This window comes from Traorella massiliensis, assembly GCF_900104665.1.
Taxonomy (GTDB): Bacteria; Bacillota_I; Bacilli_A; order Erysipelotrichales; family Erysipelotrichaceae; genus Traorella; species Traorella massiliensis.
This window is the reverse complement of the sequence record NZ_LT629968.1, coordinates 462,597-485,892: the sequence shown is the minus strand read 5'-3', so window position 1 is coordinate 485,892 and position 23,296 is coordinate 462,597. Positions and strand designations below refer to the sequence as shown.

Below are 23,296 nucleotides of genomic sequence, written 5' to 3'. Positions count from 1 at the left end.
CATATTTTTTTAAATAATTTTTTTAATAATTATAAAAAAATGTTTGATTTTGATTTTTTAATTCAAATTCAAACATATTTTTTTGTTTATTTTTGTTTTATCGTACTTCAATGATTTTTAATGTGTTCGTAGCACCTGTACCCTGTGGATAACCGGCAACTAAAATGATCGTTTCACCAATCTTGATGCCATGTTCCTTAGCGATACGACGAGCCAATTCACATTCATTCAGCTGTGTATTCTGAACATCACTTAAATAAGTTGTAACACCCCATTGTAATGCCAAGCTTCTTTCAACATCTCTTTCGAAGCATACTGCAATAATTGGTGATTTTGAACGATATTTAGAAATACGTTTTACTGAATTTCCACTAGATGTAAAGCAGATGATCGCAGCTGCTTCTAATGAAGTAGCAGAGTCTGCTGCTGCAATACCAATTGCATCTTCAATTGTCTTTCTAGAAGTAGAAATCGCCTTTTCAAGACGTTCACGATAAGGAAGAATTTCTTCCATAGCAGTAGAAATACGTACCATTGTATTTACAGCTTCCAAAGGATAGCTGCCTACAGCACTTTCTCCTGAAAGCATGATGGCATCTGTACCGTCCAAAATAGCATTAGCAACATCACTTGCTTCTGCACGAGTTGAACGAGGGTTGTTCTGCATGCTCTCTAACATATGAGTGGCCGTAATAACCGGCTTACCATATTCATTTGCACGCTTGATCATCATCTTCTGATAAATAGGAACTAACTCTACAGAAACGTCAACTCCTAAGTCACCTCTGGCAACCATGATACCATCAGCAACATTTAAGATATCATCCAAATTGTCATAACCTTCCTGATTTTCGATCTTTGCAATAATCTGAATACGGTCATTACCTTCTTCCTGAAGAATCTTACGAATATCCAGGATATCCTGTTTTCTTCTTGTAAAGCTGGCAGCAATGAAATCAAGATTTTGACGGCATGCAAAACGGATATCACTTTCATCTTTCTTAGAAATAAAAGGCATTGATAACTTAACACCTGGCACATTACATCCTTTGCGGTTTTTGATCACTCCTGGATTTTCAACACGACAAACCAATTCACCTGGATGTTTTTCAAGAATTGTCAGGCGTACTTTACCATCATCGATCAAGATCGTTCCGCCTTCTTCAACATCATCAAATACTTCCGGACATTGAATATGGAATCTCTCTTTCGTTCCTTCAATTTCTTCTTTACAAAGAGTTACAATATCACCCTTTGCATAAGATTCCTGTCCATTTTTAAATATTCCTGTACGAATTTCCGGTCCTTTTGTATCCAAAAGAATTGAAAACTTACAACCGCTCTCCTTTTCAACTTTACGGATACGGTTAATACGAGCTAAATGCTCTTCATGAGTTTCATGTGAAAAATTCAGACGGCAAACATTCATACCTGCCTTTGCCATCTTGACAAGCATTTCTTCTGATTCTGTAGCAGGTCCAATCGTACAAACAATCTTTGTTTTTCTTTCCATGTTTTTGTTTTCTCCTCACTAAACAAGTCGGTCGAAAAGCTGCTGCAATTTCTTTCTGCTCGAACGAGGAATATCTAAAGCCTCTTCAATAGGAACTGAGATAATTTGATTATCCTTAATTCCTACACATTGTCCTCCGATTCCCTGAATCAAAAGATCAACTGCTTTTTCCCCCATACGGCTAGCCAATACACGATCCTGTGGCGTAGGGCTTCCACCTCTTTGCACATGACCAAGTACCGTTGCCCTTCCTGAGAAACCTGTATTCAATGACACTTTTTTCGCAAAGGCATCTACATCGGTAATCTTCTCTGAAATAATCACAATTGCATGGCGCTTTTTCTTTACGACATCAAATTCCTTTAATCTTTCAAGAACTTCCGTTTCTTCAAATCCTGTCTGTGCAGTTACGACGATTTCCGCTCCACAAGCAATTCCTGCCCATAAAGCCAGATCCCCGCAACGATTGCCCATCACTTCCACTACACTACAGCGATGATGAGAACTGGAAGTATCTCGCAGTTTATCGACAGCTTCAACTACAGTATGCAAGGCTGTGTCAAAACCAATCGTAAAATCAGTGCTGGAAATATCATTATCGATCGTTCCCGGGAGTCCGATACAGTTGATACCCGCTTGACTCAGAGCTAATGCACCACGATAAGAACCATCTCCCCCGATAACAACAAGGGCTTCGATGCCTCTTTTTTTCAACTGGTGAATACCAGCTTTTTGAACCTTTTCATCTTTAAACTCAGGTAAACGGGCTGATCCTAGAATCGTACCGCCACGATCCAGAATATCTGACACATCTGAACGTGTCAATGGCTCGATATACCCTTCTACAAGTCCCCGGTATCCATCATAGATGCCGTAAACTTCAATATTGGCACTATTGGCAACACGTACGACAGCACGTATTGCTGCATTCATTCCCGGAGCATCTCCTCCGGAAGTAAGAACCCCGATCCGCTTTACCATAACTTCATCTCCTTAGCACGTTGCTATTTTACCATTATTTTCATCTATTTACTAGCGAATTACAAGCGCCGATTCACACCTTTCAGGTTTTTTTCAGCTGAAACCGCTTTAATCCTTTCCATGAGCCGATTGGCCTTGATCCTGTCCACATTCCCTCTAGAATCAATACTAAAATGTTCTTCTAATTCATTAAAACTATAATTACTGGTGAAATACGTTTTCTTATTTTTTTCCATTCGCTCATTTAAAAGCGGCATTAAAATTTCATCTCTGCTCCAGGCACTGATACTTTCACCGCCAATGTCATCAAGAAACAAGACATCACAGTTTTTTAAGACATTTAATGTCGTTTCTGCCATGCCACTTACTCCAAAACCATTTTTAAGATCACTGATCAATGTCGCTGAATTAACAAAAGCCACCGTTTTACCTTTTTTCACATAAAGATTCGCCATACAGTTCATTAAAAATGTTTTACCGATCCCCGGTTTTCCATGCAGATAAATCCCTTTTCTCTCATGTTCACTTTGCATCAAAAGCTTACTGACTTCTAAAAGCTCCTTAGAATCACTACGCTTTATATCAAGCATTGAAAAATCTCTGAGCTTCATATCATTATTTCCATGGAAAAGACGGTAATTCTTCAAATATTGACTTTTTTCTTCTTCTTCCTTCAAATATCGGCATTTACTATAAACTTGTGTTAAAAATCCATCATCGATCATAATTTCAAAGGTTTTCCCATGATCAAACTGACAATGATCCAGTCCTTGACATTTTGCACAAATCGCTTTATTTTCTGCCCATTGTTTTAACTTTGCGGAATGTTCCTTTACAAAGCTTTCATTCAAACCATTTTCTTTAAGAAAATTTAAAACAAAGGCATCATGCAAACAAAAGGCAATATTTTCCTGACGAGTCTTTTCCTGCTGTTCATTCAATTGAATATTCCACTTGATCTCTTCCATTATTTCTCCAATTCCTCCAGCATTTTCTTAAATTCCGCAATTTCTTCCTCGCTGGCTGCTTCATAATCCTCTTCTTCCTGTGTATACCACTCTGGAAGCTTTCTCTCTACCTTCTTTTTAGATACGCTCTTCTTTTCCTTTGGACGGCAAGCCTCAAAGGCTTTTTCAGCTGAATCAATTCCATTTCTGACCCATGTTCCCGCTATCTTCTCTACATAGTTCTTATCTAAACGATTATCATTTTTATTTAAGATATGTTCGATCATGATATTGATCACTTCATCCTTTAACTTAAACTGCCCACTTAAATTTTCAAGAAGACGTGCATCTGCATTGCTTGGCATAACACCATTTTGCTTTTTCTGAAGAAAACGTACAGGATTGATATCATATTCATTTTCATTTTCTTCTTGTAAAGGTAAATATTTTTTGCGTACCAGTTCTTTGAATTTCAAAGGGTTAAACTTCATTGTCTTGCTAGGAGTTGCCTTGCCGACAAAAGTAATCATATCATCAATAGATACATGATAATAGCTTCCCATTTCCTCAATGACACTTAAGTTTTCTTTATTTCGCTGATCCGTTGGGAAAATGAGACGACTGCATTTTTTTAAGAAACGAGCAGTATCAAATCCGCCCTTCTTTTCTTTTCGCTGAATACGATATACTTGAAATTCACTTTCTTCTTTCATTGAATATTCGCTCATATCAGATGCCTGGAATGGCTTGCTGATATCCTCATATCCCTCAAGTGAAAGAGCTGGATCCTTGAAACATAGAAGCGCAAACTGATAAGCTTTTGAGCCCATTTTCATCAGATAATAACGTCCTAAGACTTCATGATTTAAAAACTTAAAACCACGTTTGATCGGTCTTAGCTGAATGATCAAACTTTTCTGATCTTCACTCTGATATGTTCTGATAAGCATGAAACGTTCCAGTTCTTCTCTTGCAGTTGTCAGTTCCAAGGGAGTACAGTGCAATGTTTCACAGAAAAAACGGGCATTTTTAATTCTGCCATGGCTCTCTAAAATACCGCTCATCAAAAGATAAAACTGATAGGAAAGAGGCTTCATCAAAGGAGCATAAAGAATCGCAAAACTTGCCAGTTCTTCAGAATCAATTGATTTGATCTGTTCGATCTGATACTTCATTTCACTCATATTCGCTCCTTTCTAAAAGATCATCGATCTTTCGATATAAACTCTCTAGATCCTCATTGTTTTCAATGATCACCTTTGCCTTTTTTTTCTTATCATCAACACTCATCTGTGCCTGAATGCGTGCAAGAGCAGCTTTTTCATCCATCTGACGATACATAAGACATCTCTCAACCAGCATCTTTTCATTTGCGACAATCAGCCAGTCACAATCAAAATATTTTTCCCATCCCAATTCATATAATAAAGGAACTTCTACAAAAGCAATTGTCTTCAAAGAAGATCTGATACCTTCTAAACGTTTTAAGATCAAAGGATGCATGATACCCTCTAATCTTTTTCTTTCATTTTTATTTGAAAATACAAGAACGGCTAACTTTTTACGATCAATTTCCATTTGTTCATTCAAAATTCCATGACCAAAAACCTCTACGATCTTTTCATACCCTTCCTCACCTTTTTCTTGCAAAGAAGCATTGATCGCATCACAATCATAAACAGGATAGCCCTTTCTTTTCAAATAAGCAAGAACGCTGGACTTGCCACTCGCCATCGTACCACTAATAGCTATCCACGCCTTCTTTTTTTCTTCTGACATTTGACACATCGATAGGTTCCCCTTCCATCACATATAAACTTTTCTACCGGTCCATGACAAACCTGACATATTTTCTGTGCATGTACCTTTAATTTCAGCTGAAAAAGACCATTTACACCTAAAGAACTCGTATAGGAACGAATCGTCGTACCACCGCTTGCAATCGCCCCTTTTAAAATTCTTTGTGTATGAAAGACAATATTTTCAAAATCTTTTTTAGAAAGATCATAAACACGACTTGTTGGATCAAGACCACATGAAAAACAAATCTCATCCGCATAAATATTTCCAATACCCGCTAAAAAGCTCTGATCCAAAAGCATCTTTTTTAAATGAATCTTTTTAGGATGCCACTTTTGATACAATTCAAGAGAATCTATTGTTTCATCGATCGCATCTTTTCCCAAAGATTTCGATTGCAGATAATCATCCACCTGATCATTATCTACGACCTTCATCCTGCCAAACTTGCGAGTATCATGATACTGCAGATACTGACCGTTATCCAGCTTAAAAATCACATGTACATGCTTATCATAAGGCTTTTCATCCTCTAAGATATAAAATTTTCCTTCCATGCGAAGATGAACGATCAACGTAACATCTTCACATCTAAAAAGTAAATATTTGCCGTATCGGTCATATTGGATGATTCTTTGATGACAGATACGCTTAAATTCATCCAACTCCTGATCCACGATCTTTCGCCACAGAACTTCTACATCCTCAATGACCCTGCTCTGCAGCTGTGCCTCTAAGGTTGCGCGGACCGTTTCAACTTCAGGTAATTCAGGCATTACTTCGCCTCATACCAGTTATGAGATACACTTGCCTCTGCCTTTAAAGGAACAGAAAGCTCCATAGCATGTTCCATCTCATAGCTTACAAGTTCTTTCATGACTTCCACCTCATCTTCAGGCACATCAAAGATCAGTTCATCATGAATCTGCAGGATCAGCTTTGATTTACATCCTTTTTCTTCCATTTTCTGATGAATATTATTCATGGCCACCTTGATCAGATCTGCACTGCTTCCCTGAATCGGTGCATTCATCGCTGCACGCTTGCCAAACTCACGCACCATATAATTCTTATCATGGATCTCAGGAATATAGCGTTTACGATTAAATAAAGTCGTTACATAACCTTTTTGTTCACATTCTTCAATACACTGATTCATAAATTTCTGAATATTCGGATATGTCTCAAAATAGCTCTCAATAAAATCTTTGGCTTCTTTTGGAGAAATATCCAATTGTTCACTAAGTCCAAAAGCACTCATCCCATAAACGATCCCAAAATTAACTGCTTTTGCCTGACGACGCATCAGCGAAGTCACTTCTTCTTTCTTCACATGGAAAATATGCATTGCTGTTTCCGTATGAATATCCGCATTATGCTTAAAAGCATCGATCATCTTATCAACATGAGCCATATGTGCTAACATCCTCAATTCAATCTGCGAATAATCAGCACTCACTAATACACATCCCTCACTGGCAACAAACGCCTTACGGATTTCTTTTCCATCCTCATCACGTACACTGATATTCTGTAAATTCGGATCACTGCTTGAAAGACGTCCGGTCGTTGTCAGACACTGATGGAAGGTCGTATGGATCTTACCATCATTTTGAATATGCTTGACAAGACCTACCGCATACGTTGAATACAGCTTCTGGTATTTACGCTGTTTTAAAATTTCTTCAATGATAGGATGTTGAAAACGAAGCTTTTCTAACACATCAACAGCCGTGCTTCGCTTCTTTCCAGCCTTTAATCCTAGCTCATCATACAATACTACTGCCAGCTGTTTTGGCGAATTAACATTAAATTCATGTCCTGCCAGCTCATAGATATGCCTGGTGCACTCATCAATTTTCGCCAGATTCTTCTTTGCGATCGCATCAAGAATGCTCTGATCTACACAGACACCATTTTTCTCCATTTCATATAAGACCTTAGCTAATGGCATTTCAATATCTTTAAACAAAGTTTCACAGCCATTTTTAACCAGATCTTCTTTAAGCTGAATGCTCACCTCATAAAGCCGTCCGCAAAAACAGCGCATATATTCATAACGCATCGTTTCATCCGCTAATTTTACCTTACCGCTTTTACCATATATTTCATCAGGACTTTCTGTATCAAATTGATATTTCTCAATAAAAGCTGCATAAGAATTAATATTATTATCAATCAAAAAAGCTGCGATCATACAATCAAAATCAATTTGAACCTCAACTTGTTCACGTTTAAAAAGATGATAAATCCGTTTTACATCATAAACACTTTTAGAAGCATTTCCAGCAAGAAAACTCTTTGCCTTTTCATCCTTCAAAAACTGATCCCACTCCATATATTCCACAACATGACCATCACATAAGGCAATACCATAGATATTGGCATATCCAGCTTCCTCTTGATCAACATCTAAAGCAAGGCTCACCCCATCTTTTAAGATAGAAAAAGAATCAACTACCTCAAAACGACGTTCACTTTTCTCATGAACCTCATCATTTTTCTTCACTTCCACAAGCAACGATTTCATTTCATACTTGCGCAAAAATTCATTCTGACCAGCATCATCTATTTGAAAAAGACAATCCTCTAATTTCATATCTAACTTGGCATCACGCACGATCGTCGCCAGATATAATGAAAGTTCAGCTGTTTCTTTATTTTCAGCTAATTTTTCTTTCAGTTTCCCTTTGATCTCATCCAGATGCTCATACACTCCCTGAACACTTCCATAACTATGTAAGAGCTGCAAGGCTGTTTTTTCACCAACACCTTTGACACCCGGAATATTATCACTGGCATCCCCCATCAGTCCTTTTAATTCAATGATCTGTGAAGGTGTTACCCCAAAGCTTTCCAAACATTCCTTTTCATCGACCAAATGCATCTCACTGATCCCTTTTTTCATCAGCAATACAGAAGTCGAATCATCAATCAGCTGTAAAAGGTCACGATCACTTGATAAAATAACGGTTTCATGATCAGGATACATCTTTGAAAGTGTTCCAATGATATCATCCGCCTCGATTCCTTCCTGTTCATAACGAAAGATATGAGCACGATCTAAATATTCACGAATGATCGGCATCTGCACGATCAAATCCTCATCTAATTCCTTTCTTGTTCCTTTATAGGCATCATACGCCTTATGACGAAAGGTAGGCTTTCCTGCATCCCAGGCTACACAGACATATTGAGGCTGTAAAAGCTCGACTGCCTTTTTAAACATACTGATAAAACCATAAACAGCATTGGTTGGAATACCATTGGAAGTCGTCATTCTTCTAACATATTTACTTGCATAATACGCTCTAAAAAGCATTGCATTTCCATCTACTAATAATATTTTTGACATAAAAAACTCCTCGCTTTCATTTATTTTACCACAAATGCAACTATAAAAACATTAGATATGAAAAAATGCTTACTACTTTATTACCAATAAAAAGAAAGTTTAACATTCACTCAAGATCGTTATCCGCTTTGATGATTTTATGATCCATAACTTATGATGAGAATAATACAGGTATTATGAACCAGATGAATTATGATATAATATAAATGGAGGTAACTTTATGAACCACTGGACACAAAACGCTATTTTTTATCATATCTATCCCCTTGGCTTTTTCGGATGTGAAAAGCTTCAGACTAATCAAACTGTTCATCGCATCAATGAACTTGAACAATGGATCGGACATTTACGCTCACTTCATGTAAATGCTTTATATATCGGTCCCCTTTTTGCCTCTTCAAGTCATGGCTATGATACGATTGACTATTATGAGATCGATCCTCGTCTAGGCACAAATGAGGACTTTAAAAAGCTTTGCCAGAAACTGCACGAAAATCAAATCAAGGTAATCCTTGATGGTGTTTTTAATCACGTAGGACGAGAATTTTGGGCATTCAAAGATGTTTGTGAGAAAAAGTGGGATTCTCCTTATAAAGAATGGTTCTCAAACCTGCATTTTGAAGGTACTACACCCTATCACGATCCTTTTTACTATGACAGCTGGGAAGGTCATTATGAACTTGTCAAATTGAATTTATATAATCAAAATGTCTGTGACCATTTGCTGCAGGCAGTCAATATGTGGATCGATGAATTTGATATTGATGGATTACGGCTTGACGCTGCTAACTGCATTCCACCTCATTTTTTTAAACAGTTAAAAAACTTCACTCAGTCAAAAAAGAAAGATTTCTGGCTGATGGGGGAAGTGATCCATGGTGATTATAATCAATGGGCCAATCAGGAAATGTTAGATTCTGTTACAAATTATGAATGTTATAAAGGAATCTATTCCTCTCATAATACTAAAAATTATTTCGAGATTGCCTATGCTTTTAATCGTCAGCATGGCGATCATGGCATCTATAAAAATCTTTATCTTTACAATTTTGTAGATAATCACGATGTTGATCGCATTGCATCAGCCCTTCATGATCCACGTGATTTAAAAAATGTCATGACCCTTCTCTATACGATGTGTGGTATTCCTAGCCTTTATTATGGCAGCGAATGGGGCATCACCGGCAAACGTTCTAAACACAGCGATGAAGTTTTACGTCCAGAAGTTCATCTAAATGATATAAAACAAAATGATGTAGTTTCTCACATACAAAAACTAGGTGAAATCAAAATAAAAGAAGAAAGCTTTCATGACCTTCACTATCAACAAATCTATCTGACTAATGAACAGTTTGTTTTCCAAAGAAATAACTGTTTGATTGCTCTTAACTGTGCTGATCATCCATCAGAGGTAAAGATCCCTGAAGGTACCTATCAAAATCTTTTAAATGATGACATCCTTCATATACGATCTACCTTAACTATACAGGCTCATGATAGTCTTATCCTAAAAACATAAAGAAACGCAGCAATCGCTGCGTAATTTTTATTCGGTATATACCATATCGTGTGGTGTGGTTACCCCTATAACAGAAAATGTGGTTATGTGAAAATTATGTGACTATGTGGTCTGGTATAACAGTTTTTGTGGTAGTCCTATGACATTTCTGTGGTTTTTGCTTGTAAAATAAAATCCTCCTTGTCGTATAATGTGTGTGTTCAAAATCACTTTATACAGAAAAGGAGGTAGACATATTCATGTCCTTACATAAGTTTATCACAGATATGCTGAACATTAAACCGGATAATATTGATAAGATTGATTCCTTTGATCTTTCTGACGGTTCTGTAAATCTTAGAATCAGACTGAAAGCCAAGAAAGATATCTGCTGCCCTGTATGCGGCGGAAAAGTCCATATCCATGGCTATTCCTTAAGAAAACTGATCCATTCCACTCTTGTCAACAGAAAATGCACCATCTTTTATGAACGCAGAAGATTCAGATGTGATTCGTGTGAGATGACTTTCTTTGAAGAGAATCCTTTCATCAATTCTTCTGAAAATGTGACCTTTGAAACCAAGGTCAATGTTCTCAAGGATCTCAAGTTCGTCAATAATACCTACACTTCTACGGCTGCCCGCTATCATCTTTCTGCCACCAAAGTCCAGCGCATCTTTGATGCCCATGTCAATATCCCCAGAAAGCCTTTGCCGGAAGTCCTGTCTATCGATGAACACCATTTTCCTGAATCCAGCTATGATTCTCTCTACTGCTGTCTTCTGATGGATTTTGAGGACGGCACCATCATCGATGTGCTTCCTGACAGAAAAAAAGATTATCTTGCCGGCTATTTTACTAAAGTGCGGCTGGATACTTACGATGAAAAGACCGGAAAAAGCGAACTCGACAATGTCAGATATGTCTCGATTGATCTCTACGAGCCTTATAAAATCATTGCTCAGATTTATTTTCCTAAAGCTCTCATCTGCGCCGATTCCTTTCACGTTCTCAAACATCTCACTGAGGCCTTCAGAGCTGTCCGTCTGAGGTGCAGAAGAAACACCGAAGATGAAAATCTCCGGTATCTTCTTACAAAGTTCAAGTATATCTTCAGTCATGGCTTCAATCTCGACAACGATCCTAAGTACAATAAAAGATTCAAGCGCCGCATGAACTACAGAGACATGCAGACCATCCTGTTTGAGCGTTTCCCTGATCTGAAGAAAGCCTATGAACTGAAAGAAGGCTATATTCTCTTCAACGAGTCCTGCTGCGTGCAGAATGCAAAGGAAAAGCTTGCAGATCAGATCCGGCAGTTTGCAGATTCCGGAATCAGTGAATATGCTGGCTTCTACAATCTTTTGATTAACTGGAATGAAGAGATCGTCCATTCATTTTCTGCTGTCAGCGGCAGAAGAATCAACAACAGCTATATTGAATCAAGAAACAATCAGCTGGAAAGACTGATGATGAATGCAAACGGGTTTAGAAATTTCAAAAGAACCCGTAACAGAATACTTTACTGCCTGAATAAAAAAGACACTTTTAAAATTTAAAAACAGCTACAGTATATAACGATAATACAAGTGATTTTGAACAGAAAAGGCGATCGAACCGATCACCTTTTTCCTCATATAAACCACAGATTTGTCATAGTCATACCACACACTCTGTTATAACTTTCCACATGGTTGTGATAGCCTGACCCACACGCTGTTTATAGCCTAGACCACAGAATTATTTAGAATCCCTTTTTATTTAAACCATTGTTGACGCTTAATTTTTTCGCCATTACTTTCAATGATTTCTTTATACCAATAATAACTATCTTTTGGTTTTCGAACTAAATCATGTTCAAAGTCAATTGCGACCAATCCATAACGTTTTTCACATCCGTTTTTCCATGAATAGAGATCAAAGCTGCTCCATGCATAATAACCACGAATATCAACTCCTTTATCTGCGGCATTCATGATTGCATTGATATGATCATTCATAAACGAGATACGATAATCATCATGAACACGATCAACACTGACATCTTCTCTAACGCCTACACCGTTTTCAGTAATGAAGATCGGTAAGTGATATTTGTTATAAGCTTCAAGTAATCCTTTTTCTAATCCTTGCGGATAAATTTCAGTTCCCCATTCTGTATAAATGGCATCTGGATTATCCGTGATCTGTTCAAACCAGCCTTTAATATTTACCGTATTCTTTACCTTACTATTTTTTCCAGAGTTATTTACCGTAAAAGTAGTTTCTCCCTCTGTATAAGGCTTAACAAGTGTATGAGAATAATAATTCAAGCCTAAAAATTGTACTGTATTTTCTTTAATGATTGGTAAATGTTCATCCTTGATAAAAGAGAGGTCATATTTTTGTGATAATACACATAAAAGATCAAATGGGATTTCACCCTTAGCTGCCGTATCCAATACCCAGTTATTTGAGTAATTGTCTGCAAAACGCATCGCAATTTTTGTCTTCAAGGTATCATCAATACCATTGACTGGAGAAAAAGAATGAACGATACCGATCTGTCCATGATAATGACCTTTTTTAAATTCCCTTACTCCTAAAGCACTAGCAAACATAATATGATAGGCCGCTGTGATCATCTCTTGAACATTATGATGACCCGGTGGATAATTACCCACTAGATAGCCAGAAGCAGTACACCACTTAGGCTCATTAAAAGTTACCCAATAATCAACTAAATCACCAAAGTTTTCAAAGCAAACCTTTGCATAATGTGCATAGGCATAACAAGTTTCTTCATTCAACCAGCCACCAAGCTCTTCCCAATATTGAGGTAAATCCCAATGATATAAAGTTACAAATGGGATAATATGATAATCTTTACAACACTGTAGAAGCTTCCTATAAAATGCAATTCCTTTAGGATTGACTTCTCCTTCTCTATTCTTAATGATTCGTGGCCATGAAAGCGATAAACGATAAGTATTCTGACCTCCTTCAGCCATCATACGAATATCTTCTTCATAATGATGATAGTGATCAGAAGCTACATCGCCATTTTCATAATTACCTTCATGAAGATAGCGATCCCACATCGACTCAACCTTATCATCAACATTCCATGCTCCTTCACATTGATAGGAAGCAGTTGCTGATCCCCACATAAAATCTTTTCTTAATGCCATAGAGTTCCTCCTACATATTTTTCTAATAACTCATAAAATATTTCAATCAAGCGTCCAGCCAGTAAAAGAATCATCAGCGTTCCGATACCTGCTGTTCCTTTCAAAAGGATACCAGATACTAAGAATGTCAGATCAATTCCCCATCGAATCGTATGATAGGAGAAGTTTGTATATTTCTGTAAACCAAAGATTACTCCATCATAAGAAGTATAACCACAATGAGGAAGCTGACTTAAAGCAATTCCAAAACAATAAACGGCAATACCTCCTAGCAGCCAAAGATAATCAAATGGAAAAACAGAGAGAGCTTCAGAAAGATGTAAAAGTCCAAAAGTATCAATACCTACTGATACAAAGATCATTGCCAATAAGGTTGCAATCGTTACATTTTTCTTATCTAAAAGATAGGCAATAAGAAGCTGCAGCAACGAAATTAACAAATTCATCATTCCAAAACTAACATGCAATCGCTGATAAGTTCCTAAAACAAGAACCGACATTGGGTCAACACCTAGATTTGCAAAGTTACAAAGACCAATGCCAACTCCCATAATAAATGATCCTAATATAAAGACGATATATTTTTTAATTTTCTTTTTGTCCATGAATCACAGCCTTTAATTCCTGTATTTCTTTTTCCATGGCAATCAGCTGTTTCGCTAAATCATTGACTAAAATTGCTGAACTCAGATGATCCTGTGCATGTACCATCAGAATATCCACTTTCACTTCTTCTCCTCGAGACATTTTCGTCAATAGATCGGTCTGCATCTGATGAGCAATCGTAAGTTCCTCTGAAGCTTCTTGCAGTTTTTTTTCAGCCAATTCATAATCTTTTTGGTTGGCAGCACGAATCGCTTCCATTGCGCTTGATTTCGCATTTCCAGAATGCAAGATCAAAGTAAACGATTCGACCTGTTTTTCATCTTCCATAAATACCTCCTATATAAAACCTTACCATAAGCATGTGCTTATGATAAGGTTCTTTAGTTGTAAATTACTCTTCCGCCATATCTTCAGTGGCTTTTTCATGAGCCTTAAAGAATGGATAGTAAATCAACATATCAACAAGAATAAGCACAATGATTAAAATAACAGCCTTGAAATCTCCTGTAGAGAAATAAGATCCAAAGATCGATGGCATATTATAAGAAAGCATTGCATAAGTACGTCCGATAATATTACTTTGCATCAAAAGATAGCTCACTGTTACGTTAACAACACTTGTTAGAATGCATGGAACAAATAAGATTGGATTTAACATGATTGGTAAACCAAAAGTAATTGGTTCTGAGATACCGAAGAATGCAGGTACAATACCAAGTTTACCTACTGTCTTAATATCCTTTCTCTTTGATAAAAGGCAAAGAATACCTAAAGCTAAACAGTTACCAAGTCCACCAATAATACCAAAGTAACACCAGAATGACACAGTAAATACTGAAGGTAATGCTGTTCCTGCAGCCTTAGCAGCAGCATTCATAGAAAGTGTTCCATATTCAATTGGTGATAAGAAGCCATTCCAAATAGCATCATGAATACCAAAGAACCAGCCTAGATTTAATAAGATTGCTACCAAGATAGCTGTACCTATATTATCCGTAGCTTCAATTGCTGGTGATAATACATTGATGATCGTATGTGCAAATCCAACACCCTGTGTTTTGTAACAGATAATAAAGAGCAGTGAATCAACAGCTAAGATGATGATACAAGTTGCTAACGAACCAAAAGAAGTGATCAAAGCAGGAGGTACGCTATCTGGCATTTTGATTTCACCAACATGATGTTCTGTCAAGAAGCGATAAGCCTCCACCGTTGCGATTGATACAAAGATGGCTACCAGCATACCTTTTCCATCAAAATAAGTTAACTGCCCTAAAACATTTCCAAAAGATAATTCAACCGGCTCAGCTGTCAGCATCATAAATCCAGCAATTGCGATAACAATTGGCATGAATGGTGTAATTTCATAATGCTTACATAAATAATAAGTAATACCAATACATACATAGAAGGATAAGAATCCTAATGTCACGGTATTCAGCCAGCTCAGGATAATTGCATTGTCACTAGCAAAATTTGCCCATGCAATCATAAAACCATTCGTTGTTCCTTCAACCGCCGGTGCTGAATTGATAACAGCAATGATACCTCCAAAGAAAATAGGCGGTAAGATCGTCATAAATGTGTCCCTAATAGCCATTAAATGGCGCTGCTTTGCAATTTTATTTGCAACTGGCAGCATCGTTCTTTCTAGCCAAGAAATAAATTTTTCCATACTCTTCTCCTTTACTTTTTACCTACGATAGTATCCACTTGCTCAAGAATTTTAGCGGCATTCATTCTTCCATATGCCAATGGATCTATGCTTTCTACAGGAATCTTATTTCCTGTTTTAGCCTTAATATTATCAATCAGATAGCGAACTTGCGGACCTACTAAAATAACATCTGCATTTTCGGTATGTTTCACATACTCCTGTTCACTATAAGCTTCTACTGAATATTTCCCCTCACCTAATTCATTCATACGTGCTTTTAATAAAGAGGTCGACATTCCCGCATTGCACACTAGTACTACATTGATCATTTTTTTAAATCCTCCCAGTTATTTTTAATTTCATCACGATACCAATAGTAAGAATCTTTGGGTATTCTCTTACAGTCATTTTCAAAATCAACAGCTACTAAACCATAGCGTTTTTCACAACCATTTTTCCATGAGTACAAATCAAACGGTGACCAGACAAAATAGCCATTAATATCATAACCATCTTCTTTTGCCTTCAACAGGCAACGCACATGTTCACGGATATAATCAATACGCTCTGTATCATGAATACCATTTTGATGAATATCCTCATACATACCTAGTCCATTTTCTGTAATATACATCGGTACATGATATTTTGAACATCTTTTGATTGCATCATAGAGGCCTTGTGGATAAATGACCATGCCCCATGGGTTATGAGGCAATTGCTTCATTAGCTCATCATTGATTTCAAACCAGTCTTTCACAACTGTATGTAAATTACCTTTATAGTTTTTCCCTTGATTATTCACCTTTACAACCGTTTCACCACCTTGATAAGGCATGACATATTGTGGTGAATAATAATTCAGACCAATAAAATCCACAGTATGATCATGAATAACTTTTAAATCCTCTGCTTTCGCAAAAGAAAGATCATATCCCTGCTTCTTTAATTTTTCTACCATATCACTTGGAAAAGCACCCACACAAGCAGTTTCCACTTGCCAATTATTACAATAATTATCAGCATTTCTTATGGCTTGCTGGTATGCTTCATCATCTTTATCAGCATAAATTGTCTGATAAGAAGCAACCATACCAATCTCTCCTTCAATCTTCATTTCTTTGAAAGATTGAATTGCTAGAGCGTTAGCCAGCATCACATGATAACAACACTCTATGACCTCTTGTACCTGATTTACATGACATGGAGGATAATTACCTGACATATAACCACTAAAGATAAACCATTTTGGTTCATTAAAGGTTGACCAATACCTCACTCTTCCATTAAAAGCCTTAAAGAGTACCTCACAGTAATGTTTAAAGGCATAAGCCACATCTTTATTTAACCATCCACCTTCATCCTGCCAATATTGAGGCAAGTCCCAATGATAACAAGTAACATAAGGTTCTATACCATTTTTCAAACATTCATCGATCAAATCACTATAAAAGGCAATACCCTTTGGATTTATGTCACCTTCTTTATTTTTGATCACTCTTGGCCATGATATTGAAAAACGATAAGCATTTTGCCCACCTTCAGCCATCAGACGAATATCTTCTTTATAATGATGATAATGATCAGAAGCTACATCACCATTTTCCAGATTATTTTCATGAAGATATTTATCCCACATTGATTCAGCTTTTTCATCTACATTCCAAGCACCTTCACATTGATAACTGGCGGTTGCTGAACCCCATAAAAATTTTCTTTCACTCATAAAGAACCTCCTTTCTTTAACTTGCAAGTTCATTTTACAAAAAAGAAAAGATTTCTCCACATCATCTATTTCACAGTACTGTGAAATTTTTATATTCTTTTTTTTAAGAAAATAGTCTAATATAAATAAGGGGTGATTTTTAATGCTAGAATTGACACATCGACAATATAAAATACTATCGACTATTCTTCAGGCAAATAGTCATGTTACTTCTAATATTTTGATTAATTCATTATCTATCACCCGAAGAACACTGATCAATGATATCAAAAGCATCAACGCAAACGATAAATTAATTGATTCTGATAACCGTGGATATTTTATAAGTCAAGGGAAGTTAAATGAAGTAGAAGATATTTTAATGGGCTATCAGAATATAAAAGAGAATAATAATGAGATTTTAAAATATCTGCTTACTTCCCGAACAAAAGTCAAGCAAGATAAACTTATCGAAAAATATTACATCTCAGAAAGTTCTTTACAGAAATATATTCATGATATCAATCACACATTAAAAGATTATTCGCTTCAAATCATCCGTCAAAGCAATTCATATATGATTGAAGGTGAAGAAACCAATAAAAGAGTTTTACTTGCTAAGATGATACACCAGGAAACTGAATCCTTTTTTGATGATATGAACAATTTCTCTTCATATTTCCCTAATATTGAAGTGGAAGAAGTTTCTCAAAAAGTCATTGAAATCGTTGAAAAAGAGAACTATTATGTACCAAAATATTATGAATTAAATTTTCTTATCAATATTTTAGTGATCTTAAGCCGCAATCCTTTTATTAAAGAAATGGCTGATGCACCATCAAAAAGAAGTAAAGACTTAGAAAAATATCCTGAAATTAGAATCGCTCATACGATCATTGATATGATGGCATCAAATTATATGATTCAATTCATTAATCCAACACATGTTATCCAAGAATTGGATATGTGCTTATATGGATTTATTCAGCCAAAAGGAAATCAATATGAAACCCCTGTAGCTCATTTTCTATCAGAGAGCTTTGTCAATAAAATAAGAAAAATTCTTAAAGAAGTATTTCAATATTACTATCTTACTTCAATTGACTATGAAAGCTTTTTAAATGTTTTCTGTATTCATGTCAATGAGCTTATCCGACGTTGTTCCAATTCTCAGAATTTTACACCGACCAATGTTTCTGTCAAACATTCAAGTCCTTATATCTATGAAATAGCCGTAAGTATTGCTTCAAGAATATCAGATGTTTTCAACATTCAGATTCCAGCCAGCGAGATCAACTTGATTGCTATTCATATTGGCTATACTATTGAACAAGCAGTATCTGATTCAACGATAGCTCCTGTCATTATCATTGCAGAAAATTATCGTAATATTGGAACTAATATCGCACAGAAACTAACAACAAATCTCAAAGGTAAAGTACAGATCATGGGCTTTTACCATCATCTCAGCGATATTCCTTATCGCAACTTTAAAGATTATTTTGTGATCTCTACAGTACAATTCACAGATAAATATTCAAAAATCTGTTATATCTCACCTTTCTTTAGCGATACAGATCTACAAAAAGTAACTGAAGGAATCAATGACTATTTGAAAAAGAAATCACGGGAAGAGTTTTCGGGTTTATTTGACAGATATATTTCTGATGACTGTTTCTTTTCAGTAAATAAAAAAATGGATAAATACGAAGCCATTCGATTTTTAGTTGATCATGCTTATGAACATGGTGATGTAAATGAGAATTTTTATGAACAAGTGCTTGAAAGAGAAGCAAGTTCCAGTACTTCTTTCTATGGAAAGTTTGCGATTCCGCATTCTAATATTCAAAATGCTAATATGACTAAATTATATATCATGGTCAATCATGAAAGCATTAATTGGAACAATGAAAAAATTCATCTCGTTTTTCTAATTTTGATTAATCATGAAGCTGCAAAAGATTTTAGAAAATTATATGAAGGAATCACAGAAGCTTTATACCATAGTAATACAGTTTTTGAAAATATTGATAAAATTAAAAAGATAGATGATCTAAAGAGGTATTTATTATTATAAAAATAGCTGAAACGGCTTTTGCCGAGAAAGGAAGGATAAAATGAAAATTAAAGTAGGCACTACCAAAATCGATGACGTTATTCAGGCGTTAGACAAACAGACACAAGATGGGGTAACATTTACCTATACTGGTGTAAAAAGAGGAATCAACGCAGAGTTTGACTGCAATACAGACGATTTTTCACAAGCAAAAGCAGCTGCCAAGAAAATCATCAAATCACATGAAGAATTTGCAGCTTTATTTGTCAGTATCCAATAATAGAAAAGAGTCCTATGATTGGACTCTTTTTTATTATTTCAATCTTGAATAAAATCTTGGTACACGGGCACTGATCCTACAAAGCATATCGTTGTTGATCGTAGGCACCTTACGGCTCCATTCATCGATCTTGATCTGCTCATCACCATCTTTTCCTACCAGTGTAACAACATCTCCCTCACATACATCATCAATATCACTGACATCGACCATCATTTGATCCATGCAGATATTACCAATGATCGGACAACGTTTACCATGTACCAGCACTTCCATACCAGAATTAGAAACTTCTCTAGGTACACCGTCCGCATATCCTATGCTCACCGTTGCAATCTTCCGTTCGCTTTTTGCGATGTAATGTCTGCCATAAGAGATACTTGATTCCGGCTGTACTGTTTTCACATAGCTTATGTTGGCATGCCAGCTTAATGCAGGAATAAAATCAGGATTTGATTTAATTGGAATGGCATCATCACTCGTAACTCCCAATATCAGCAGTCCTGGGCGGACAAAATCATAATGTAGCTTGTAATTTAAGATACCGTAGCTATTTTGAATATGTCTTTTACCCGGTTCTATCTTGTCTTCTTTTAAACGCTCAAGCACCTTTTCAAATAATTCGATCTGATGTGAAGTATAATTTAAATTCTCCTCATCTAATTCATCGGCAACACTGAAATGAGAAAAGATGCCTTCAACAGCAAGATGTTCAAGCTGATAAACAGCCTTGATATCTTCATAACCGTCTTCATCATCCGTATAACGGATGCCTAAACGTCCCATCCCGGTATCTACCTTGATATGACCACGTATCTTTACACCATAGGCTAAAGCAAATTCATTTACTTTTTTAGCGTAATCCAAGCTTAAAAAATTCTGAAGCAGATTTTCTTCTATTAAATAATGGAAATGGACAGGTGGTGTATATCCCAGTATCAAAATATCCCCACTCACGCCAACTCTTCTTAAATTAAGTGCTTCATCTACACTGCTGACAGCAAATGTATGGATACCATTATTTTCCAATAATTTCGCAATGACAGTATCCCCATGTCCATAAGCATTTGCTTTCACCACAGCCATGATCTCGCTGTCTTCATCTAACAGCTTTTTTATTTCTTCTACATTATGTAAAATAGCATTCCGATCAACGCTGACCCATGCCCTTGTTTTTGATTGAAGCATGACTTATCCTCTTTTCTCCATAGCCAATTGAATCAAACGATCGATCAGCTCACTGAAACTATAGCCGGCATGAGAGATCATGCTTGGATAACGGCTTGTAGCTGTAAGTCCTGGAATCGTATTTAATTCATTTAAAACAATTTCACCATTCTCACAGACAAACATATCCACACGAGCAAAACCTTCACAATTCATGACACGATAAGCTTTTTTTGCTATTTCTTTCGCAATATCACTTTGTTCTTTGCTGATTCTGGCAGGACAATGGATCTCTGTCTGATCCAGTTCATATTTTGCGGCAAAATCAAAGAAATCTTTATGGGTTTCAATTTCATCACACTCACCCACAACCAGTTCATCATTTCCCAATACGGCACAGCCAATTTCAAAACCAACGATATTTTTTTCAATCAATACCTTGCTGTCATGACGGAAAGCTTCTGTCATGCCCGCCTTAAACTCTTCAAAATTACGCACCTTGCTGATACCATAACTGCTGCCTGCATTACATGGCTTAAGGAATAAAACATCACCTAAAGATTGAACTGCATCCTCATAGATTTCTTTTTCATTTTTATATTCATTTTTATAAATGCATTTATATGGTGTACAAGGAATATGAGCACTCTCACATAAGATATGCGTAAATTCTTTATCCATAACACAGCTGCTTGATAAAACATGACAGCCTACATAAGGAATCTGAGCTAGTTCTAAATAACCCTGAAGCGTCCCATCTTCGCCATTTTTTCCATGTAACACTGGAAATACGACATCAAGTCCAATAAATGTATTCGCACCATCTAAAAGAATGATTCCTTTTTTCTCACCCATGCTCAGACACATCTCAACACAAGTATCATCCAGCCAATGATCATGTTCAATTTTATCATAATCCGGCTGTGTAAGATAATACCAGCTTCCACAAGGAGAAATACCAATGCATCTGATTTCATATTTCTCAGGATCGACGCTTCTCAGCATGCTGCTGACTGAATGCAGTGAAACGCTATACTCACTGCTTTTACCACCGAATATTACACCTAAACGTATTTTTTCCATTTTCTCTATACTCCTTTTAATTCATCCAGCACCTGATCCAGATGCATACCACGACTGCCCTTCATCAAAATCATACAATTTTTTTTCAAATAAGGCTTTAAGATTTCTACTAATTCTTCAGAAGAAGCTACCCATTTCGCATTCACACCAGCTTCACTGGCGCCTCTTTGAATTTCTTTTGCCATCTCGCCAATACAAAGTAATAAATCACAGTCATACTGGGCAACCTTTTTTCCTAGATCATAATGAATCTGTGCACTATCTTTTCCTAAATCAAACATATCACCAAATACAATGATCTTTTCATCACTCACAAGCTCCTGGAATGTCTCTAAAGCCGCTAATGCACTTTGTGGATTTGATTTATAAACATCATTAAGAATCTTACATGGACCTAATGATTCTAACTGTGTTCGCCATTTTGTCGGTTCAACAAGTGTAAATCCTCTGCGAATCTCTTCATCATCAAGACCTAACTGCTTCGCTGTCAAAAGGGCAGCCATACCATTAAATGCCTGATGTTTTCCCAAAAGAGGCGTATTGATACCATTAAGCAGATTCGTAGAAAAACTGATTCCCTTCTCATTTTGCATAAATGAGGTCAAAATACAATCGTTATATGTTTTTTCACCATAAGATAAAGTTGTCTTCGGTAAAACATGATTTTTAATTTCTTTCATCAGATAGCGATCATCACCATTGTATATAAATACACTATCTTTGCTTAAACTATCGATCAGCTCACACTTTGCTTTCGCAATATTTTCCTGACTTCCTAAATTCTCAAGATGAGCTGTACCAACATTTGTGATGATTCCTATATCCGGACGAACGATCTCACATAACTGTTCGATCTCGTGCATTCTTTCCATGCCAATTTCCACAACACCTACATCAATATTTTCATCAAAGTTACAGATCGTGTAATTAATACCTATTTCAGCATTATAGTTTCCACTCGTCTTTTGAACTCGATACTTAGCACTTAACACTCCTGCTACAAGATCCTTGGTACTCGTTTTCCCATTGCTTCCTGTAATCCCAACAATCTTAAAACCGCATAGATCACGATAACTTCTAGCAAGCTCTCTAAAAGCTACAGCCGTATTTTTTACTTTCAATACACAAATACCTTGAGGTACATCTTCTTCATTTTCATTCCACAAGATACAACTGGCACCTGCATCAGCTACCTGTTGACCAAAACGATGTCCATTTACTCGTTCACCGAGCAAAGGAACAAATAAATCATTCTCTTTTACTTGACGTGAGTCAAAACAAACACCACTGACTATTCTATCTTCAACATTGCTGTCCCATTCAATACCCAGCATCTTCGCTATTTCACTACATTTTTTATGCATAAACAAACCACCCTTGTTTTAATCTTTATTATTATACACCATTTTTCAATAACGTAAAACAAAAGAGAAGGTAAAATTCCCTTCTCTTCACTTGCCGCAAATCATTCGATAAAC

20 protein-coding genes are annotated in these 23,296 nt (G+C 36.4%); 4 read left to right on the top strand and 16 right to left on the bottom strand.

Annotated features, from left to right (window positions below; genetic code table 11):
* Positions 1–97: 97 nt before the first annotated feature.
* Genes pyk through polA form a run of 7 tightly spaced genes read right to left on the bottom strand, consistent with a single transcriptional unit; the run spans position 98 to position 8,596 of the window.
* Positions 98–1,513 carry a pyruvate kinase gene (gene pyk / locus BQ5367_RS06900; RefSeq protein WP_071441785.1) on the bottom strand — a complete coding sequence of 472 codons (1,416 nt, stop codon included), beginning with the start codon at positions 1,511–1,513 and terminating at the stop codon, positions 98–100.
* Positions 1,514–1,531: 18 nt separating this feature from the next.
* Positions 1,532–2,494 (bottom strand): 6-phosphofructokinase, encoded by a 963-nt coding sequence (gene pfkA, locus BQ5367_RS06895; protein ID WP_071441784.1) that lies wholly within the window; start codon positions 2,492–2,494, stop codon positions 1,532–1,534.
* Between the two features lie 59 nt (positions 2,495–2,553).
* Entirely contained in the window at positions 2,554–3,462 is a 909-nt protein-coding gene (locus tag BQ5367_RS06890; protein WP_071441783.1) for an ATP-binding protein, read from the bottom strand.
* Entirely contained in the window at positions 3,462–4,625 is a 1,164-nt protein-coding gene (locus tag BQ5367_RS06885) for a DnaD domain protein (RefSeq protein ID WP_071441782.1), read from the bottom strand. Before BQ5367_RS06885 ends, BQ5367_RS06890 begins: the two co-directional genes overlap by 1 nt.
* A complete protein-coding gene (gene coaE, locus BQ5367_RS06880; RefSeq protein ID WP_071441862.1) occupies positions 4,618–5,220 on the bottom strand; it encodes a dephospho-CoA kinase in 603 nt (200 codons plus the stop codon). The genes BQ5367_RS06885 and coaE overlap by 8 nt, the downstream gene beginning before the upstream one ends.
* Positions 5,190–6,017: a DNA-formamidopyrimidine glycosylase gene (gene mutM, locus BQ5367_RS06875; RefSeq protein ID WP_071441781.1), complete on the bottom strand. Its 828-nt coding sequence runs from the start codon at positions 6,015–6,017 to the stop codon at positions 5,190–5,192. Before mutM ends, coaE begins: the two co-directional genes overlap by 31 nt.
* Entirely contained in the window at positions 6,017–8,596 is a 2,580-nt protein-coding gene (polA, locus tag BQ5367_RS06870) for a DNA polymerase I (protein WP_071441780.1), read from the bottom strand. Before polA ends, mutM begins: the two co-directional genes overlap by 1 nt.
* A gap of 220 nt (positions 8,597–8,816) precedes the next feature.
* Here polA and BQ5367_RS06865 point away from each other — a divergent pair, with 220 nt between their 5' ends.
* Together BQ5367_RS06865 and BQ5367_RS06860 are read left to right on the top strand one after the other, a co-directional pair.
* Positions 8,817–10,115: an alpha-amylase family glycosyl hydrolase gene (locus BQ5367_RS06865; protein WP_071441779.1), complete on the top strand. Its 1,299-nt coding sequence runs from the start codon at positions 8,817–8,819 to the stop codon at positions 10,113–10,115.
* Between the two features lie 239 nt (positions 10,116–10,354).
* Complete coding sequence (locus BQ5367_RS06860) at positions 10,355–11,653, top strand: ISL3 family transposase (RefSeq protein WP_071441641.1); 1,299 nt, start codon at positions 10,355–10,357, stop codon at positions 11,651–11,653.
* A 198-nt stretch (positions 11,654–11,851) separates the two neighbouring features.
* On the opposite strand, the gene BQ5367_RS06855 is transcribed toward BQ5367_RS06860, so the two are convergent.
* The 6 genes from BQ5367_RS06855 to BQ5367_RS06830 all read right to left on the bottom strand — a co-directional run bounded on the left by BQ5367_RS06855 (position 11,852) and on the right by BQ5367_RS06830 (position 17,253).
* On the bottom strand, positions 11,852–13,264 hold the full coding sequence (locus tag BQ5367_RS06855) for a glycoside hydrolase family 1 protein (protein WP_071441778.1): 1,413 nt from the start codon (positions 13,262–13,264) through the stop codon (positions 11,852–11,854).
* Entirely contained in the window at positions 13,255–13,869 is a 615-nt protein-coding gene (locus tag BQ5367_RS06850) for a YczE/YyaS/YitT family protein (RefSeq protein ID WP_071441777.1), read from the bottom strand. The genes BQ5367_RS06855 and BQ5367_RS06850 overlap by 10 nt, the downstream gene beginning before the upstream one ends.
* Positions 13,850–14,197, bottom strand: a complete 348-nt coding sequence (locus BQ5367_RS06845) for a PTS lactose/cellobiose transporter subunit IIA (protein WP_071441776.1) — start codon at positions 14,195–14,197, stop codon at positions 13,850–13,852. Before BQ5367_RS06845 ends, BQ5367_RS06850 begins: the two co-directional genes overlap by 20 nt.
* Before the next feature lie 64 nt (positions 14,198–14,261).
* Complete coding sequence (locus BQ5367_RS06840) at positions 14,262–15,545, bottom strand: PTS sugar transporter subunit IIC (RefSeq protein ID WP_071441775.1); 1,284 nt, start codon at positions 15,543–15,545, stop codon at positions 14,262–14,264.
* Between the two features lie 11 nt (positions 15,546–15,556).
* The gene (locus tag BQ5367_RS06835) at positions 15,557–15,856 is read right to left on the bottom strand and encodes a PTS sugar transporter subunit IIB (RefSeq protein ID WP_071441774.1); all 300 of its coding nucleotides are present in this window, start codon (positions 15,854–15,856) and stop codon (positions 15,557–15,559) included.
* Positions 15,853–17,253 (bottom strand): glycoside hydrolase family 1 protein, encoded by a 1,401-nt coding sequence (locus BQ5367_RS06830; protein ID WP_071441773.1) that lies wholly within the window; start codon positions 17,251–17,253, stop codon positions 15,853–15,855. The genes BQ5367_RS06835 and BQ5367_RS06830 overlap by 4 nt, the downstream gene beginning before the upstream one ends.
* Positions 17,254–17,395: 142 nt before the next feature.
* On the opposite strand from BQ5367_RS06830, the gene BQ5367_RS06825 reads away from it, so the two are divergent.
* A complete protein-coding gene (locus BQ5367_RS06825; protein WP_071441772.1) occupies positions 17,396–19,309 on the top strand; it encodes a BglG family transcription antiterminator in 1,914 nt (637 codons plus the stop codon).
* Positions 19,310–19,349: 40 nt separating this feature from the next.
* Entirely contained in the window at positions 19,350–19,568 is a 219-nt protein-coding gene (locus BQ5367_RS06820; protein WP_071441771.1) for a hypothetical protein, read from the top strand.
* A 33-nt stretch (positions 19,569–19,601) separates the two neighbouring features.
* Here the strand turns inward: BQ5367_RS06820 and alr are convergent, their stop codons facing one another.
* Genes alr through BQ5367_RS06805 form a run of 3 tightly spaced genes read right to left on the bottom strand, consistent with a single transcriptional unit; the run spans position 19,602 to position 23,182 of the window.
* Positions 19,602–20,756, bottom strand: coding sequence for an alanine racemase (gene alr, locus BQ5367_RS06815; protein WP_071441770.1), 1,155 nt, complete (start codon positions 20,754–20,756; stop codon positions 19,602–19,604).
* 3 nt (positions 20,757–20,759) lie between these two features.
* Positions 20,760–21,818, bottom strand: coding sequence for a D-alanine--D-alanine ligase family protein (locus tag BQ5367_RS06810; protein ID WP_071441769.1), 1,059 nt, complete (start codon positions 21,816–21,818; stop codon positions 20,760–20,762).
* Between the two features lie 5 nt (positions 21,819–21,823).
* The gene (locus BQ5367_RS06805) at positions 21,824–23,182 is read right to left on the bottom strand and encodes a UDP-N-acetylmuramoyl-tripeptide--D-alanyl-D-alanine ligase (RefSeq protein WP_071441768.1); all 1,359 of its coding nucleotides are present in this window, start codon (positions 23,180–23,182) and stop codon (positions 21,824–21,826) included.
* Positions 23,183–23,296 lie beyond the last annotated feature (114 nt).